General features: G+C 65.2%; 12 protein-coding genes. 3 read left to right on the top strand and 9 right to left on the bottom strand.

All coding sequences use genetic code 11. The features are described from left to right. Positions 1–164: 164 nt before the first annotated feature. Positions 165–1,772: a peptide chain release factor 3 gene (locus tag IM708_RS10745; protein ID WP_209426524.1), complete on the top strand. Its 1,608-nt coding sequence runs from the start codon at positions 165–167 to the stop codon at positions 1,770–1,772. Positions 1,773–1,907: 135 nt separating this feature from the next. Here IM708_RS10745 and IM708_RS10740 read toward each other — a convergent pair whose 3' ends face one another. Continuing rightward, entirely contained in the window at positions 1,908–2,708 is an 801-nt protein-coding gene (locus IM708_RS10740; protein WP_209426523.1) for an alpha/beta hydrolase, read from the bottom strand. 69 nt (positions 2,709–2,777) lie between these two features. On the opposite strand from IM708_RS10740, the gene IM708_RS10735 reads away from it, so the two are divergent. Continuing rightward, positions 2,778–4,256: an NAD-dependent succinate-semialdehyde dehydrogenase gene (locus IM708_RS10735; protein WP_209426522.1), complete on the top strand. Its 1,479-nt coding sequence runs from the start codon at positions 2,778–2,780 to the stop codon at positions 4,254–4,256. Positions 4,257–4,642: 386 nt separating this feature from the next. Here the strand turns inward: IM708_RS10735 and IM708_RS10730 are convergent, their stop codons facing one another. The 6 genes from IM708_RS10730 to IM708_RS10705 all read right to left on the bottom strand — a co-directional run bounded on the left by IM708_RS10730 (position 4,643) and on the right by IM708_RS10705 (position 10,558). Next, a complete protein-coding gene (locus tag IM708_RS10730; protein ID WP_209426521.1) occupies positions 4,643–5,056 on the bottom strand; it encodes a F0F1 ATP synthase subunit epsilon in 414 nt (137 codons plus the stop codon). An 11-nt stretch (positions 5,057–5,067) separates the two neighbouring features. Further along, the gene (gene atpD / locus IM708_RS10725) at positions 5,068–6,495 is read right to left on the bottom strand and encodes a F0F1 ATP synthase subunit beta (protein ID WP_209426520.1); all 1,428 of its coding nucleotides are present in this window, start codon (positions 6,493–6,495) and stop codon (positions 5,068–5,070) included. 19 nt (positions 6,496–6,514) lie between these two features. Then, complete coding sequence (locus IM708_RS10720) at positions 6,515–7,393, bottom strand: F0F1 ATP synthase subunit gamma (RefSeq protein ID WP_209426519.1); 879 nt, start codon at positions 7,391–7,393, stop codon at positions 6,515–6,517. A gap of 22 nt (positions 7,394–7,415) precedes the next feature. Then, on the bottom strand, positions 7,416–8,954 hold the full coding sequence (atpA, locus tag IM708_RS10715; RefSeq protein ID WP_209426518.1) for a F0F1 ATP synthase subunit alpha: 1,539 nt from the start codon (positions 8,952–8,954) through the stop codon (positions 7,416–7,418). Further along, a complete protein-coding gene (locus IM708_RS10710) occupies positions 8,955–9,515 on the bottom strand; it encodes a F0F1 ATP synthase subunit delta (protein ID WP_209426517.1) in 561 nt (186 codons plus the stop codon). Positions 9,516–9,703: 188 nt separating this feature from the next. Next, positions 9,704–10,558: a DUF1989 domain-containing protein gene (locus IM708_RS10705; RefSeq protein ID WP_209426516.1), complete on the bottom strand. Its 855-nt coding sequence runs from the start codon at positions 10,556–10,558 to the stop codon at positions 9,704–9,706. A gap of 171 nt (positions 10,559–10,729) precedes the next feature. On the opposite strand from IM708_RS10705, the gene IM708_RS10700 reads away from it, so the two are divergent. Further along, positions 10,730–14,755: a PAS domain S-box protein gene (locus IM708_RS10700; protein WP_209426515.1), complete on the top strand. Its 4,026-nt coding sequence runs from the start codon at positions 10,730–10,732 to the stop codon at positions 14,753–14,755. A gap of 9 nt (positions 14,756–14,764) precedes the next feature. Here the strand turns inward: IM708_RS10700 and IM708_RS10695 are convergent, their stop codons facing one another. Together IM708_RS10695 and IM708_RS10690 are read right to left on the bottom strand one after the other, a co-directional pair. Then, a complete protein-coding gene (locus IM708_RS10695) occupies positions 14,765–15,568 on the bottom strand; it encodes an ABC transporter permease subunit (protein ID WP_209426514.1) in 804 nt (267 codons plus the stop codon). Continuing rightward, the gene (locus IM708_RS10690) at positions 15,568–16,410 is read right to left on the bottom strand and encodes an ABC transporter permease subunit (RefSeq protein ID WP_245243125.1); all 843 of its coding nucleotides are present in this window, start codon (positions 16,408–16,410) and stop codon (positions 15,568–15,570) included. Before IM708_RS10690 ends, IM708_RS10695 begins: the two co-directional genes overlap by 1 nt. Between the last annotated feature and the right edge of the window lie 17 nt (positions 16,411–16,427).

Here is a 16,427-nt window from a genome sequence, read left to right as displayed (position 1 = left end):
ACGCATGCCTTTCGCGTCCCGGCATCTTGCGGATCGGCCCGTCTGGCCGTCAGAGGCGGCTACCGGAAAACGCCGCCCGCGTCAACCGGCGCCTTTGTTTCTTGGTTTTCGCGGGCGTTGTGTCGCTCTTGTGAAGGCTCCGGCGCTGGCCTATACGCCCGCCCATGCTGCAAGAGACCACCAACCGCCCGCCCCTGCCGCCCGAGGTCGCCCGGCGCCGCACCTTCGCGATCATCTCGCACCCGGATGCCGGCAAGACGACGCTGACCGAAAAGTTCCTGCTCTTCGGCGGCGCGATCCAGATGGCGGGACAGGTGCGCGCCAAGGGCGAGGCGCGGCGCACCCGGTCGGACTTCATGCAGATGGAAAAGGACCGCGGCATCTCGGTCTCGGCCTCGGCGATGTCCTTCGATTTCGACGGTTTTCGCTTCAACCTGGTGGACACGCCCGGCCACAGCGACTTTTCAGAGGATACCTACCGCACGCTCACCGCGGTCGATGCCGCGATCATGGTGATCGACGGCGCCAAGGGTGTCGAATCCCAGACGCAAAAACTGTTCGAGGTCTGCCGCCTGCGCGACCTGCCGATCCTGACGTTCTGCAACAAGATGGACCGCGAGGCGCGCGAGACCTTCGAGATCATCGACGAGATCCAGGAAAGCCTCGCCATCGACGTGACGCCGGCCAGCTGGCCCATCGGGCAGGGGCGCGACTTCCTCGGCTGCTACGACATCCTGAACGACCGGCTTGAACTGATGGACCGCGCCGACCGCAACCGGGTGGCCGACTCCATCGTCATTGCCGGCCTGGACGACCCCAAGCTCGCGCAGCACGTCCCCCCCGCCCAGCTGGCACAGCTGCGCGAGGAGTTGGAGATGGCCAAGGGCCTGCTGCCCGCCTTCGACCGAGCGGCGATCCTCAACGGCTCGATGACGCCGATCTGGTTCGGCTCGGCGATCAACTCCTTCGGCGTGCGCGAGTTGATGCGCGGCATGGCCGAGTATGGCCCGCCCCCGCAGGTCCTGCCCACCGACGCCCGGCAAGTGGGGCCCGAGGAGGAGGCCGTCACCGGCTTCGTCTTCAAGGTGCAGGCCAACATGGACCCCAAACACCGCGACCGCGTGGCCTTCCTGCGCCTCGCCTCGGGCCATTTCACCCGCGGGATGAAACTGCTGCATGTCCGGGCGGGTAAGCCGATGGCGGTATCGAACCCCGTCCTCTTCCTCGCCGCCGACCGCGAACTGGCCGAGGAGGCCTGGGCCGGCGACATCATCGGCATCCCCAACCACGGGCAGTTGCGCATCGGCGACACCCTGACCGAGGGCGAGGCGATCCGCTTCACCGGCATCCCGTCCTTTGCGCCGGAGCTGCTGCGCAGCGCCCGCGCCGGCGATCCGCTGAAGGCCAAGCATCTGGAAAAGGCGCTGACCCAATTCGCCGAGGAGGGTGCCGCCAAGATCTTCCGCCCGATGATCGGCGCGGGCTTCATCGTCGGCGTCGTTGGCGCCCTGCAATTCGAGGTTCTTGCCAGCCGGATCGAGCTGGAATACGGCCTGCCCGTGCGGTTCGAGGCGTCGCAATTCACCTCGGCCCGCTGGGTTTCCGGCCCGAAAGCGGCGGTGGAGGCGTTTGCCGCGGCCAACAAGGGCCACATGGGCACCGACCACGACGGCGACCCGGTGTACCTGACGCGCCTGCAATGGGACATCGACCGCGTCGCCCGCGACCACCCCGAGGTGAAGCTGACCGCGACCAAGGAAATGATGGTCTGAGGGCCGAATCCGGGTAAAGATCAGGTTAAATTGTTATGGGTAACACAACGATTTCATGGTCTTGCGCGATTGCTCAAGCTTGAGCAGCCCCCGGTTTCGCGCCCTCCACCAGGCAACGCGCCAGGTCCCGGCCGCTCAGATCCCGTCGAGCAGGCAGCGCATGAGCGGGCTTTCAGGGTCACGCAGCCCGTCGATCACGTCGAAATGGTGGCGCCCCGGCTCGGCATGCCAGGGGCAGTCCCAGGCCTCCGACAGCAGGCGCGCCTGCCACAGAAAGGCCGGCCGCTCCTGCGCGCCGACCCAGACGCGAACCTCGACCCCCGGCCGCCGGTCCCGCAGCGCCGGGCTCTCGGCCGCCGCCTCGTCGGGATCGAGGGCCAGCTTCGCGTTCATTCCCGTCCGCATCAGCGGCCGCAGGTCGGCCAGCGGCGAGATCGGCACGACCCGCGCCAGACGGTCCGCCCATTCCGGCGAACGGTCGGCGCAGGCCATCCGCGCGCTCAGATGCCCGCCCGCCGAATGCCCGGTCACCACCACAGGCCCGTCGACCTCCATCGCCGCCGCGCCGATCGCCGCCTCGATCTCGTCGGTCATCGCCCTGATGCGCGCCTCGGGCGCCAGGGTGTAGCCCGGCAGCGCCACCGCCCAGCCCCGCGCCAGCGCGCCCGCCGCAAAGGCCGACCAATCCCCGGGTGCGAACGCCAGCCAGTAGCCACCGTGGATGAAGACCAGTAATCCCTTTGCGCGCCCCTCGGGCAGGAAAAGGTCGAACACCTGCCGCGCCCCGGGGCCATAGGCCAGCCCACAGCGCGCCCGCCCGCCCAAGGCGTCGCGGAACGCCGCCGCCTCGGCCCGCCAGCGCGGCGGATAGTCGGCGGCACTGGGGATGAAATCGGCGTTTGCATAGGCAAGGCTCAGGTCTTCCGTCGCATCCATTGTCTTCCTCCGGCCGATATGATCTGAGTCCGGCAATCTTTTGACCACCTGCAGCCTTGGGAGGCAACCATGCTCGACACCCGCACCGATCTGCGCACCCTTCTGAAGGACCCGGCGCTTCTGGAAACCCGCGCCTATGTCGCCGGCGACTGGGTCGATGCCAAGGACGGCAAGACCTTTCCGGTATCCAACCCCGCGCGCGGCGACGTCATCGCCGAAGTCGCGGACCTGTCCCGCGACGAGGTAGCGCACGCGATCGCGGCCGCGGAAAAGGCGCAGAAAAGCTGGGCCGCGCGCACCGGCAAGGACCGTGCCGGCATCCTGCGCAAGTGGTTCGACCTGATGGTCGCAAACGCCGACGACCTCGCCACGATCCTGACCGCCGAGATGGGCAAGCCGCTGGCCGAGGCCAAGGGCGAGGTCATGTACGGCGCCGCCTTCGTCGAATGGTTCGGCGAGGAGGCCAAGCGGGTCTACGGCGAAACCATCCCCGGCCACCAGCCCGACAAGCGCATCACCGTCCTGCGCCAACCGATCGGTGTCGCGGCCTCGATCACGCCCTGGAACTTCCCCAACGCGATGATCGCCCGCAAGGTCGCCCCGGCGCTGGCCGCGGGCTGCGGCTTCGTCGGCCGCCCCGCGGCGGAAACGCCGCTCTCGGCGCTGGCAATGGCGGTCCTGGCCGAACGCGCCGGCATACCGAAGGGCCTGATGTCCATCGTCACCTCGTCGCGCTCGTCGGATATCGGCAAGGAGTTCTGCGAGAACCCGAAGGTCCGCAAGCTGACCTTTACCGGCTCGACCGAGGTCGGGCGGATCCTGCTGAAACAGGCCGCGGACCAGGTGATGAAATGTTCGATGGAACTGGGCGGAAACGCGCCCTTCATCGTCTTCGACGACGCCGATCTGGATGCCGCGGTGCAGGGCGCGATCATGTCCAAGTACCGCAACAACGGCCAGACCTGCGTCTGCGCCAACCGCATCTACGTCCAGGCCGGGGTCTATGACAAGTTTGCCGAAAAGCTGAAGGCGGCGGTAGAAAAGATGAAGGTCGGCGACGGGCTGGAGGGCGACGTGGACCTCGGCCCGCTCATCAACAACGACGCGGTCGACAAAGTGCGCGAACACATCAAGGATGTGCTCTCCAAGGGCGGCAAGGTGCTGACGGGCGGCGAGCGGCATTCGCTGGGCGGTAGTTTCTTCCAGCCCACCATCGTCACCGGCGTCACCCAGGACATGGCCGTCGCCAAGGAAGAGACCTTCGGCCCGCTTGCCCCGCTCTTCAAGTTCGAAACCGAGGACGACGCGATCGCCATGGCCAACGACACGATCTTCGGCCTGGCCGCCTATTTCTACGCCCGCGACGTCGGCCGCATCCATCGCGTGCAGGAGGCGCTGGAATACGGCATCGTCGGCGTGAACACCGGCATCATCTCGACCGAGGTTGCCCCCTTCGGCGGCGTCAAGCAGTCGGGTCTCGGCCGCGAAGGGTCGCGCCACGGGATCGAGGACTACCTGGAAATGAAGTACGTCTGCCTGAGCATCTGACGCCGTTCAGGCCAAGACCGATCAGATGCGATCGAAAACGCCCGCAAGAAGAGAACGCGCGCCCGCCGGGCGCGCGTTCTTGGTTTGGGGACGGCCAGGAAAGGGGGAGGGTCGCACAGAGGTTGTACCCGTTTGATCCCGGCTCGGTGCAGCAGGTGAGCAAAGGGGGGGTGTGCAAGGTTGCACAAACTCGCAAGCCACTGATTTGTAACGGGTGAATTCCCGCCGTTAACCGCAATGAAACTTTCGGAATCTGCGAGCGAATTTGACGGGGCGCGCGTGCGGCGGGCCGTCCAGGAAAGTGCGGCAATGCAGGCGAAAGTGCGGGCCGAACGCCGGGTTACAGAAAGTCCCCGGGGGCCGGCCTCACACTCAGGCCCGTCTTCTCAGACAGTTGAGGCTTGCAGTCCCAGTTGCCGGCCCATTTCCATGATGTCGGCAAAATGCTTGTTCGCCGCGTCATATTCCGGACCGCTCGTGGCGTCGCGCGACGTCTTCGCTTCGGTCACCATCTCGTCGAACTCGGGCTGCTTCAGTTCTTCCGCAAGCAGGCTGCGCTCTGCCAGAAGCGAGACATGCTCGCCGGTGACTTCGGCGAAGCCGCCGGTCACGACATAGCGGATCTCGCCCTTGTCGGTCGCGGCGATCACGATCCCCGGCCGAAGCGTCGAGATGAAGGGAACATGCCCCGGCATCGCGGTGAAGTCTCCCTCGGCGCCGGGGATCTGCACCTCGGTCGCGGGGACCGAGGCCAGCATCCGTTCCGGCGAGACGAGGTCGAATTGCATCGTATCGGCCATTGCTGCCCTCCTCAGGCTGCGGCGGCGAGGCGTTGCGCCTTGGCGACCACTTCGTCGATATCGCCGACCATGTAGAACGCAGCTTCGGGCAGGTGGTCGTATTCACCCTCGACCACGGCCTTGAAGCTGGAGATCGTCTTTTCGATCGGCACCTGCACGCCGTCGGTTCCGGTGAAGACCTTGGCGACGTCGAAGGGCTGGCTGAGGAAGCGCTGGATCTTCCGGGCGCGGGCCACGGTCAGCTTGTCCTCTTCCGACAGTTCGTCCATGCCGAGGATGGCGATGATGTCCTGAAGCGACTTGTAGCGCTGCAGGATCCCCTGCACGGCGCGGGCGACGTCGTAGTGTTCCTGCCCGACGATCTGCGGATCGAGGATCCGGCTGGTCGAGTCGAGCGGGTCCACGGCCGGGTAGATGCCGAGTTCCGAGATGGCGCGCGACAGCACGGTCGTGGCGTCGAGGTGGGCAAACGAGGTCGCGGGCGCGGGGTCGGTCAGGTCGTCGGCGGGGACGTAGATCGCCTGCACCGAGGTGATCGAGCCGGCCTTGGTCGAGGTGATGCGTTCCTGCAGCGCGCCCATGTCGGTGGCCAGCGTCGGCTGGTAGCCCACGGCCGAGGGGATGCGGCCAAGAAGCGCCGACACCTCGGAACCCGCCTGGGTGAAGCGGAAGATGTTGTCGACGAAGAACAGAACGTCGGTGCCCGACTGGTCGCGGAACTGCTCGGCCAGGGTCAGGCCGGTCAAGCCCACGCGCGCGCGCGCGCCCGGCGGCTCGTTCATCTGGCCGTAGACCAGCGCCACCTTGGACTTTTCCGGGTTCTCGATGTCGATGACGCCAGAGTCGATGAATTCGTGGTAGAGGTCGTTGCCTTCACGCGTGCGTTCGCCCACCCCGGCAAAGACCGAGTAGCCCGAGTGCACCTTGGCGATGTTGTTGATCAGTTCCTGGATGAGCACGGTCTTGCCCACCCCGGCGCCGCCGAAGAGGCCGATCTTGCCGCCTTGCGAATAGGGCGCCAGCAGGTCGATGACCTTGATACCGGTGACCAGGATCGCGCTTTCGGTCGACTGCGCCTCGAAGCTCGGCGCGGGCTGGTGGATCGCGCGCCGCTCGGAGGCATTGACCGGACCCTTCTCGTCGATCGGCTCGCCAATGACGTTGAGGATGCGCCCAAGCGTCGCGTCGCCCACCGGCACCTCGATCGGCGTGCCGGTGTCGGTGACCGGCTGGCCGCGCACCAGACCCTCGGTCGCGTCCATGGCGATGCAGCGCACTGTGTTCTCGCCCAGATGCTGGGCCACTTCGAGGACCAGCCGCTTGCCGTTGTTGTCGGTCTCCAGCGCGTTGAGGATCGCGGGCAGATCGCCCTCGAACTGCACGTCGCAGACGGCGCCAATCACCTGGGTGATCTTGCCGGTGGCTTTTGTCTCGGCCATTTTTTCTCTCTCCGGTTTCTCAGAGCGCCTCGGCGCCCGAAATGATCTCGATCAGTTCCTTGGTGATCGCGGCCTGGCGCGAGCGGTTGTACTCGATGGTCAGACGGTCGATCATGTCGCCCGCGTTGCGCGTCGCGCTGTCCATGGCGCTCATCCGCGCGCCCTGTTCGGAGGCCGCATTTTCCAGCAGCGCCGTGAAGATCTGCGTGGCCACGGAACGCGGCAGCAGGTCCTCGAGGATCGCTTCCTCCGACGGTTCATACTCGTAAACCGTCGATCCCTGCGATTCCTCCTCGGTTTCGGCGATCGGGGCGGGGATGATCTGCTGAGCGGTCGGGATCTGCGAGATCACCGACTGGAAGCGGCTGAAGAAGATCGTGGCGACGTCGAATTCCTCGGCGTCGAAGCGCTTGAGCACGTCCTGCGCGATGTCGCGGGCGTTCTGGTAGCCGACGCGCTTGACGTCCGACAGATCGACATGCGCGATCAGATGCTCGCCCAGATCGCGGCGCAGTTGTTCGCGCCCCTTCTTGCCGACGGTGATGATCTTCACCGTCTTGCCCTTCGAGCGCAGTTTTGCCGCGTGCTGGCGCGCCAGCTTCACGATCGACGAGTTGAACCCGCCGCAAAGCCCGCGCTCGGACGTCATCACGACCAGCAGATGCACGTCGTCCTTGCCGGAGCCGGACAGCAGCTTCGGCGCGGTATCCGACCCCTTGACCGAGGCCGCGAGGCCGTTGACCACCGCCTCCATCCGCTTGGCATAGGGGCGCGCGTTCTCCGCCGCTTCCTGCGCGCGGCGCAGCTTGGCGGCGGCGACCATCTGCATCGCCTTGGTGATCTTCCGGGTCGATTTGACCGAGTTGATCCGGTTCTTCAGGTCCTTGAGGCTTGGCATCGCCCTCTCCTCTCGTCCTGTTTCAGGCGAAGTCCCGGGCGAATTCGTCGAGCGCGGCCTTGATCTTGTCCTGCAACTCGCCCTTCACCGCGCGGTCGTTCTGGGTGATGTCATCCAGCAGCGCCTTGTGCTTGTCGCGCAGATGCGCAAGCAGACCCTTCTCGAACCGGCCGACATCGCCGACGGGCAGCTTGTCGAGGTAGCCGTTGGTGCCGGCGAAGATCACGCAGACGATTTCCGCGTTGGTCAGCGGCGAATACTGCCCCTGCTTCATCAGTTCGGTCAGGCGCGCGCCGCGGTTCAGAAGCCGCTGCGTCGAGGCGTCGAGGTCCGAGCCGAACTGCGCGAAGGCGGCCATCTCGCGGTACTGCGCGAGCTCGAGCTTCACGGGGCCGGCGACCGATTTCATCGCCTTGGTCTGCGCGGCCGAGCCGACGCGGCTGACCGACAGACCGGTGTTCACGGCCGGGCGGACACCCTGGTAGAAAAGCTCGGTCTCGAGGAAGATCTGGCCGTCGGTGATCGAGATCACGTTGGTCGGGATATAGGCCGACACGTCGCCCGCCTGCGTCTCGATGATCGGCAGCGCGGTCAGTGAGCCCGAGCCGTTATCCTCGTTCAGCTTCGCCGACCGCTCCAGCAGGCGCGAGTGGAGGTAGAAGACGTCGCCGGGATAGGCCTCGCGCCCCGGCGGGCGGCGCAGCAGCAGCGACATCTGCCGGTAGGCGACAGCCTGTTTCGAGAGGTCATCGTAGATGATCAGCGCGTGGCGGCCGTTGTCGCGGAAGAATTCGGCCATTGCGGTCGCGGAATAGGGCGCGAGGAACTGCATCGGCGCGGGGTCCGAGGCGGTGGCGGCAACGACGATCGTGTATTCGATCGCGCCGGTTTCCTCCAGCTTCTTGACCAGCTGCGCGACGGTCGAGCGCTTCTGCCCGATGGCGCAGTAGACGCAGTAGAGCTTTTTCGATTCGTCGTCGCCTGCGGCGTCGTTGTAGGCCTTCTGGTTTAGGATCGTGTCGAGCGCGACGGCGGTCTTGCCGGTCTGGCGGTCGCCGATGATGAGTTCGCGTTGGCCGCGACCGATCGGGATCATCGAGTCGATCGCCTTGAGCCCCGTCGCCATCGGCTCGTGCACCGATTTCCGCGGGATGATGCCCGGCGCCTTCGAGTCGGCGATGCGGCGCTCGGACGCCTTGATGTCGCCCTTGCCGTCGATCGCGTTGCCCAGGCCATCGACTACGCGGCCCAGAAGCGCGTCGCCGGCGGGAACGTCCACGATGGACTTGGTGCGCTTGACGGTGTCGCCTTCCTTGATCGACCTGTCGTCGCCGAAGATCACGATGCCGACGTTGTCGACCTCGAGGTTGAGCGCCATGCCGCGAATGCCGCCGGGAAACTCGACCATCTCGCCGGCCTGGACGTTATCGAGGCCGTGGACACGGGCGATCCCGTCACCGACCGAGAGCACCTGGCCGACCTCGGAAACCTCGACCTCCTGGCCGAAGTTCTTGATCTGCTCCTTGAGGATCGCAGAGATCTCAGCTGCTTGGATACCCATTTATCCGACCTCTTTCATGCTGTTCTGGAGGGAAGCGAGCTTGGAGCGGATCGAGGTGTCGACCATCTTCGAGCCCACTTTGACAATAAGACCGCCGATGAGCGATTCATCGACGGCGACATTCAGCTTGACCTTCTTGCCGAAGCGTTCGTTCAGCGTGGCAGCCAGCGCATCGGCCTGCGCCTTGGTCAGGACGGTGGCGGAGGTCACTTCGGCCGAGACCTCGCCCTTTTCTTCAGCGATCATCCGGCGCAGTGACACAAGGAGATGCGGCACGGCGAACAGACGGCGGTTCTGCGCCATGAGGCCAAGCACACCGGTCATCGTCTTCGACAGCGTCATCTTCTCCGCAATAGCAGCGACGGCGCGGCGCTGTTCGTTTCGCGGGAAAAGCGGTGACGTCATCATGCGCCGCAGGTCGCCACTCTCGGCAAGGGCTGCTTCCAGTGCGTCGACGTCCGCTTCCAGCACCTTGAGTGCCTTTTTCTCGCGCGCGAGGTCGAAAACGGCGGTGGCGTATCGCTGCGCGATGCCGGACGAAATCGAAGCTGATTCGGACACGTCCATCCTTCCGATGTCTGGTCACCCTTCGGCCACGCGCCTGGCCCGGGCAAAGGGGTGCGGACGTCGGCGCGGCACCCGAAATCGGCGCTTCCCTAGCAGAGCAATCACCCCCCCGCAACCGTGAAGGCGGGGTCTTGGCCCCAACAGGGCGCTGTTAGCGACAAAGGCCATGCATTCTGGCGGTTTCAGTCCCTTCGGGACAGACCATGGCTGCGATCGTAGCCGTTGGCCTGCGGCGGGGACCAGCCTTCAAGCGCCCCGTCTGCCGGCGCGAACACCTCGATGCACAGCGCATGGCATTTCGCCGCATCCGATGAATGCTCCGCACCGCAGTCTCCGCCGGGGCAGGCCGAAAGGACGCCCAGCAGATCGATCTCGGCGAAGAACTCGATGAAATCACCGGCGCGCGCGGGACTGGCCTTCATGAAATACTGCCCTGTATCGGCCGTGAACCCGGTGCACATGAAGACGTTGAGGACGTCATGAACCATCGCCTCGGCCCTGTCGGGCGCGAAACCCGCGTCGTCCAACGCGCGCGTGAGGTTCGAATGACAACAAAGATGATACTGCCCGCCCGTCAGCAGATGGTGCGTGTAGGGATCACAGCGCGTGCCGATCACGTCGTGGACGCGCCCGCCGTGGGCGTCCGCACCGTACCAGTCCAGGCTGTCCGACACGATGGTCGCCATCGGGCGCAGCCAGGGAAAACCGGACCACATGCGCGCGCCGGTCGACAGATGCGTTCCATGCAGGGCGCGCGTCTTGCCGGAATAGAATCGTTCCCCGGGGTCCGCCGCCGAGAAGAGATTGAGGTCGCCAACCTGCGATCCGTCGGGGCAGGAGATGCGGAAGAAATGCCCCTTGGGGACCTCGAAGGCCCTCGCGTCACGCGGCGGGATTCGCAAGCTGGCAACCTGCCGTGCGCTTTCCCTTGCCTTGCGGTAGAGGTTCAGGTCCGGTCGTGGCAGCGTTCCGGTCGGATAGCAGATCACCGGCGCCACGGCGCGACGGGCTTCGGCGTCGGAGGGGGGGTGGTGCATGGATGCGCTCCTGCAACTGGATGGAAAGACGGCGACATTGCCAGCACAGACGAGCGCGCACAGGGTGTCAAGCGGCGGTGAAGCACAGCGTCCGCGAGCAGGTTAACCATATATAAATTCTACTCGCGCTCTCTGGACCGCGCCCTTTCCCGTTCCGGTGAAGAACAGTCAATGCAGGTTGTACAGCCGAAAACCCTGCTTCCACCGGAAGACGCGCTGGGTGTCTATCCGATCGTCGTCGACGCGCTGGGACGGTTGCTGCGCGCGGATCGGGACGCGGTCGATCCGACCATTGATCATGTGCTCGCTCAGATCGGCACGCTCGGCGATGCCTGCCGCGCCTATGTATTCCAGTGCGACGGCGCCACCTGGCGCAACACCAGCGAGTGGTGCGCACCCGGTATCGCGGCCTTCAAGGACACGATGCAGGCCATACCCGAAGCCGACATCGCGCCGATCATCGATCCGATCCGTTCGGGACGTCACATGATGATCGAATCGGTCGACGCCCTGCCCGCGCATCCCTTGCGCGATCTGCTGGCCTCTCAGCATATCCGCTCGCTTCTGGTGGTTCCCCTGACACGCGACGGGACCTTTCAGGGATTGCTCGGTTTCGATCGCGTGCGCACGCAACGGGCCTTCACGCAGACCGACATCTGGGCGCTGCGCACCGTCGCCGACGGGATCATGTCCGCCATCATCCGCCAGCGCACCGAGGCCGCGCTGGTCGACGCGCGCAACGAACAGGCCGAAACGCTGGGCAGGCTGCGCGCGACACTGGCCGCGATGCCGGAGGTGGTGCTGGAGATCGACGAGGAGGGGCGCTGTTTCGACTATCACGTCTCTCGCCCCGATCTTCTGGCCGAATCGCCCGAGAAGATCCGGGGAAAGACGCTGGAGGAAACGCTGCCGCCCGAGGTGGCGTCCCTGCAACGTCGCGCCATGGCCGAAGCGCGGGCGAACGGTATCGCCTCGGCTCCGGTCTACCGGCTGGAAACCGGCGGCACCACGCGCGCATTCCAGCTGACGGTCGCTTGGCGCCAGTCCGTCGGGGCGAGTTCGGCGGGCTACGTCTTTCGCATCCGCGACGTGACCGAGGATCAGGCCCGCGTCGAGGAAAACGCGATGCTGGGCGAGGTCGTGCGCCGGATGCAAAGCGCCGCTGTGGTCACCTCGGCCGATCTGCGGCCGCGCTGGATCAATGCCGCGCTCGAGAAACGGATCGGCAAGACCCTTGAGGAGGTCCGCGACATCACGATCGAGGACTACCTGCTCTCGCCCGAGTTCAGAAACAGCGATGCCGACTGGATCCTTTCGAAGCTGCGCGCCCGGGAACCCGTACGCGTGGAGATAGAGCGCACCGTCTCTGCACAGGGGCCTGCCTGGGTCGATGTCGATTTTCAGCCGCTGTTTTCATGCTGCGGCGCCTTCGAGGGCTATCTGATCCTCTCGGTCGATATCACCGATCGAAAGCAGAAGGATGCCGAACTCGCGCGCCTGGCGCATCAGGCGGCGGAAGCCCAGGCCAGGGTCGATCACGCGATCGAGGCGTTGCAGGACGGGTTTGTCCTGTTCGACCCCGATCAGCGCCTGGTTCTGTGCAACGCCAAGTATCGCGAACTCAACGCCCCGGTCGCGGACATCCTCGTCCCGGGCGTAAGCCTGGTAGAGATCATGCGGACCGGGTTCGAACGCGGCATGTACGACTGCTCGACCAAGGAAATGGCCGACCAGCTTGGCTCGATGCTGGAAACGGGCAATGAGGAATATTTCGAGTTCGACCTGCCCTACCGCGATGGACGGATCATTCGGCTGCACAACAAGCGGTTGCGAGACGGCGGATATGTCGGCCTCCGGATCGACGTGACCGACATCCGCGATACCGAGCGGCGCCTGAGCGAGATCATCGACGGCGCACGGATCGGCACGTTCGAACTGGACCTGGAAACGCTGCTGGAAGATGTGAACAGCTACTGGGCCGAAATCCTTGGCCTGCAGCCGGAGTCGCACGCACGGGTGAGCCAGGAGATGTGGGATGATCTGGTGCATCCCGAGGACGCTGCGCGCGTGATGGAGGGAATTCGCCGGGTCAAGGACGGCGAGACCGACCGCTTCGAAGCCGAATACCGGATGCTCCACCAGAAGGGGCACTGGGTGCATCTGCTGGAAAGCGGCCGTGTCAGCCGGCGCGACGCCGAGGGGCGGCCGAGACGACTGAGCGGGGTGATGCTTGACGTCACCGAGCAGCGCAACGCCGAGGAACGTCTGCATCGCATCCTCAACGCCACGGCGGTCGGGGTCTGGGAACTCGACAACCTAACCGGCGAGGTAGTGTTCGAAGAGCAATACGCAGCCCTTCTGGGATACACGCGCGCCGAGTTGGAACCCTTTTGCCATGCCAGGTTCGAATCGCTCGTACATCCCGACGACCTGGACCGCCTGCATGCGAATGTATCGTCGCATTACGGGTCGGGACAACGTAGCGTCACGCACGAATTCCGCCTTCGCCACCGCGAGGGTCACTGGATCTGGGTGCTGTCCAAGGCTCAGGTCACCCGTTGGGCCGCGCCGGGCAAACCGGCTGCGGAAAGTGGCGTGATGCTGGATATCACCGAGCACAAGCTGCGGGAATTCGCACTCGCGCAGGCGAAGGAAGAGCTAGAACAGGCGCTTGCCGCGCGACAGGAGGCCGAACAGCGGTTCGCCGATATCGCCGATGTCAGCGACAGTTGGTTCTGGGAGCAGGACGAAAACCTGCGCTTCACTTACATCTCCAGTGGCTTCGAACGGGCGACCGGTATGCCTGCGACCACTCTGCTGGGACGCACGCGGCACGAAATGAATATGCATGCCGAAGCGCGCCTGAGTGCGGATTGGGACGAACTCGCGCGTCAGACTTCCCGGCGCGAGCCCTATTCGGACTTCGTCTACCGCGTCGCGGATGATGCCGACGGCCGGCCGATCTGGATCCGGATCAGCGGCTCGCCCTATTTCGGACCTGATGGGGCCTTCCGAGGGTATCGCGGGGTGGGTTCCAACGTCAGCGCGTTGGTTGCGGCGACAGAGCGCGCCGAGGCGGCGAACCGGGCCAAGTCCGCCTTCCTGGCGAACATGAGCCATGAGCTTCGGACCCCGCTCACCGGTGTGCTGGGGATGGCGGAATTGCTGGGCGATTCTGCGATAGATACCGAACAGCGCCGCATGATCGATACGATCCGCGATTCGGGTGAAGGGCTGTTGGCAATTCTCAACGATATCCTCGATCTGGCGAAGATCGAGGCGGGAAAGCTGGAACTGGAAAGCTATCCCTTCGCCCCGTCTGATCTGGCCCGGCGGGTCAGGGCGCTCTATGGCCCGCATGCCGCAAGCAAGGGGCTGACGTTGGATGTCACGGCATGCGCGCAAAGTGCCATGATGCGCATGGGGGACCGGAACCGCATACTGCAGATCCTGAACAACCTGATCGGAAATGCGCTCAAGTTCACTCAGGTGGGTTCCGTTTCGGTCGACTTCTCGATGCGTCCGGGCGATGTGCTGCAGATCCGCGTGACCGATACTGGAATCGGAATGACCGCAACGCAATGCGCCCGGGTCTTCGATGAATTCGAACAGGCCGAAGGATCGACGGCCCGCCGGTTTGGCGGCACCGGTCTCGGGCTGTCGATCACGCGCCGGCTCGTGCAGCTGATGGCCGGCGAGATCGCTCTGCAAAGCGCGCCGGGCAACGGCACGAAGGTTATCGTCAGTCTTCCGGTGGCGCCAGCGGTGCAGGATCAGATCCCGGCACGGATCGGGCAGGCCAACCTCGGCGGTGTGCGGGTTCTGGTTGCGGACGACAACATGACGAACCGGCGCATTCTGGATGGCATGCTGCGCAGCCTCGGGCTGTCGGTGACGCTGGTCGATGACGGTCGTGCCGCGCTGGAGGCGTTCCGCCCCGGCAAGTTCGACCTGCTGCTGCTCGATATCGCAATGCCCGAACTCGACGGGATCGAGGCACTGGCGCGCATCCGCGTCCGTGAGCGCGCGGCGGGTTCGACCCCCGTTCCAGCCATCGCGGTGACCGCGAACGCCATGCAGCATCAGGTTGCAGAGTACCTTGCGGCGGGCTTCGTCGGGCATGTCGCAAAGCCGTTTCGCAAAGCCGCCCTGGCCGAGGAGATCGCGCAGCACATCGACGCCCGGCAGGACGCCTAGTCGAACGCCTCACCCCTCTCGCTTCGCGCGGCGGCGGATCAGGACCCCCGCTGTGACCACCGACACGGCGACGATCCCGATGATGATCGTGGCCAGGGCGTTCACGTCCGGGCTGACGCCCAGCCGGACCTTCGAGAAGATGACCATCGGCAAGGTCGACGCCCCCGGACCGGACACGAAGCTGGCGATCACCAGATCGTCGAGCGAAAGCGTGAAGGCCAAAAGCCAGCCGGCGACCAGCGCCGGCGCGATCACCGGCAAGGTGATGTCGAAGAACACCCGCACGGGACCGGCACCCAGATCGCGCGCCGCTTCCTCCAGGCTTTCGTCCATGTCACGCAGCCGCGATTGCGCGATCACCGCGACGAAAGCCGCGCAGAAGGTCGTGTGCGCGATGATGATCGTGGTCAGCCCCCGCCCGGCCGGCCAGCCCAGCGTCAGTTCCATCGACACGAAGAGCAGCAGCAACGACAGCCCCGTGATGACCTCGGGCATGACCAGCGGCGCGGTGGCCATGCCTGTCAGCAGCAGCCGGCCGCGAAATCCGCCGAAACGCGTCAGCACGAAGGCCGCGAGCGTCCCGATCGCGGTGGCGACCGTGGCCGACGCGAAGGCCACCTGCAGACTGATCCAAGCCGCGCCGAGGATCTGCCGGTCACGCAGCAACTCGCCATACCAGCGCGTGGAAAACCCGCCCCAGACCGTCACCAGCCGGCTTTCGTTGAAGGAGAAAACCACGAGCGAGATGATCGGCGCATAAAGGAAGACGAAGCCGAGCACGACCGCCACCGGCAGGAACCAGCCGCGCGCCATCAGTCAAGCTCCCGCCGGTTCTGGACCGATTGCAGCCACATGATCGGCGCGACCACCAGCACCAGCATGACGATGGCCACCGCCGAGGCCACCGGCCAGTCGCGACTGGAGAAGAATTCGTCCCACAGCACCCGGCCGATCATCAGCGTGTCCGGCCCCCCCAGCAGAGCCGGGATCACGTATTCGCCGATGGCCGGGATGAAGACGAGCATGGAGCCTGCGATGATCCCGGGCATGGAAAGCGGCAGCGTCACGGTGAAGAACGTCACCATCGGCGAGGCGCCCAGATCCGCAGCAGCCTCCAGATGCGCGCTGTCGAGCTTGGTGAGGTTCGCATAGAGGGGCAGGATCATGAACGGCAGATAGGTATAGACAATCCCGATCAGCACGGCGAAGTCGGTCTGCAGCATGACCAGCGGCGTGTCGATCACGCCCATGCTCATCAGCATGTTGTTGATCACCCCCTCGCGCCGCAGAAACCCCATCCACGCATAGACACGCAGCAGGAAGGACGTCCAGAAGGGCAGGATCACCATCAGCAGCAGGATCGACTGGCGCGGCTCGGGCGAGCGGGCGATGTAGTAGGCGATCGGATAGCCGATGAGCAGCGCGAACACGGTCGAGATCACCGCGATCCGGATCGAGGATAGATAGGCGTTGCGGTAGAGCGCATCTTCCCAAAGGAACCAGTAGTTCTCGAGGCTGGCGATGATCTGCAAGGAGCCGTCCGGCCCGCGCTCGAACAACGGCGTATAGGGCGGCAAGGCAATCCGCGGCTCGGCAAGCGAGATGCGGCCCAGAACGAAAAACGGCACCAGGAAGAAAACCAGGAACCAGAGCATCGGGATGGCGATGACCA

It is taken from the genome of Pararhodobacter sp. SW119 (assembly GCF_017811755.1).
Classification (GTDB): domain Bacteria; phylum Pseudomonadota; class Alphaproteobacteria; order Rhodobacterales; family Rhodobacteraceae; genus Pararhodobacter.
The sequence above is the reverse complement of the archived record's forward strand: the minus strand, read 5'-3'. Positions and strand labels throughout refer to the sequence as shown.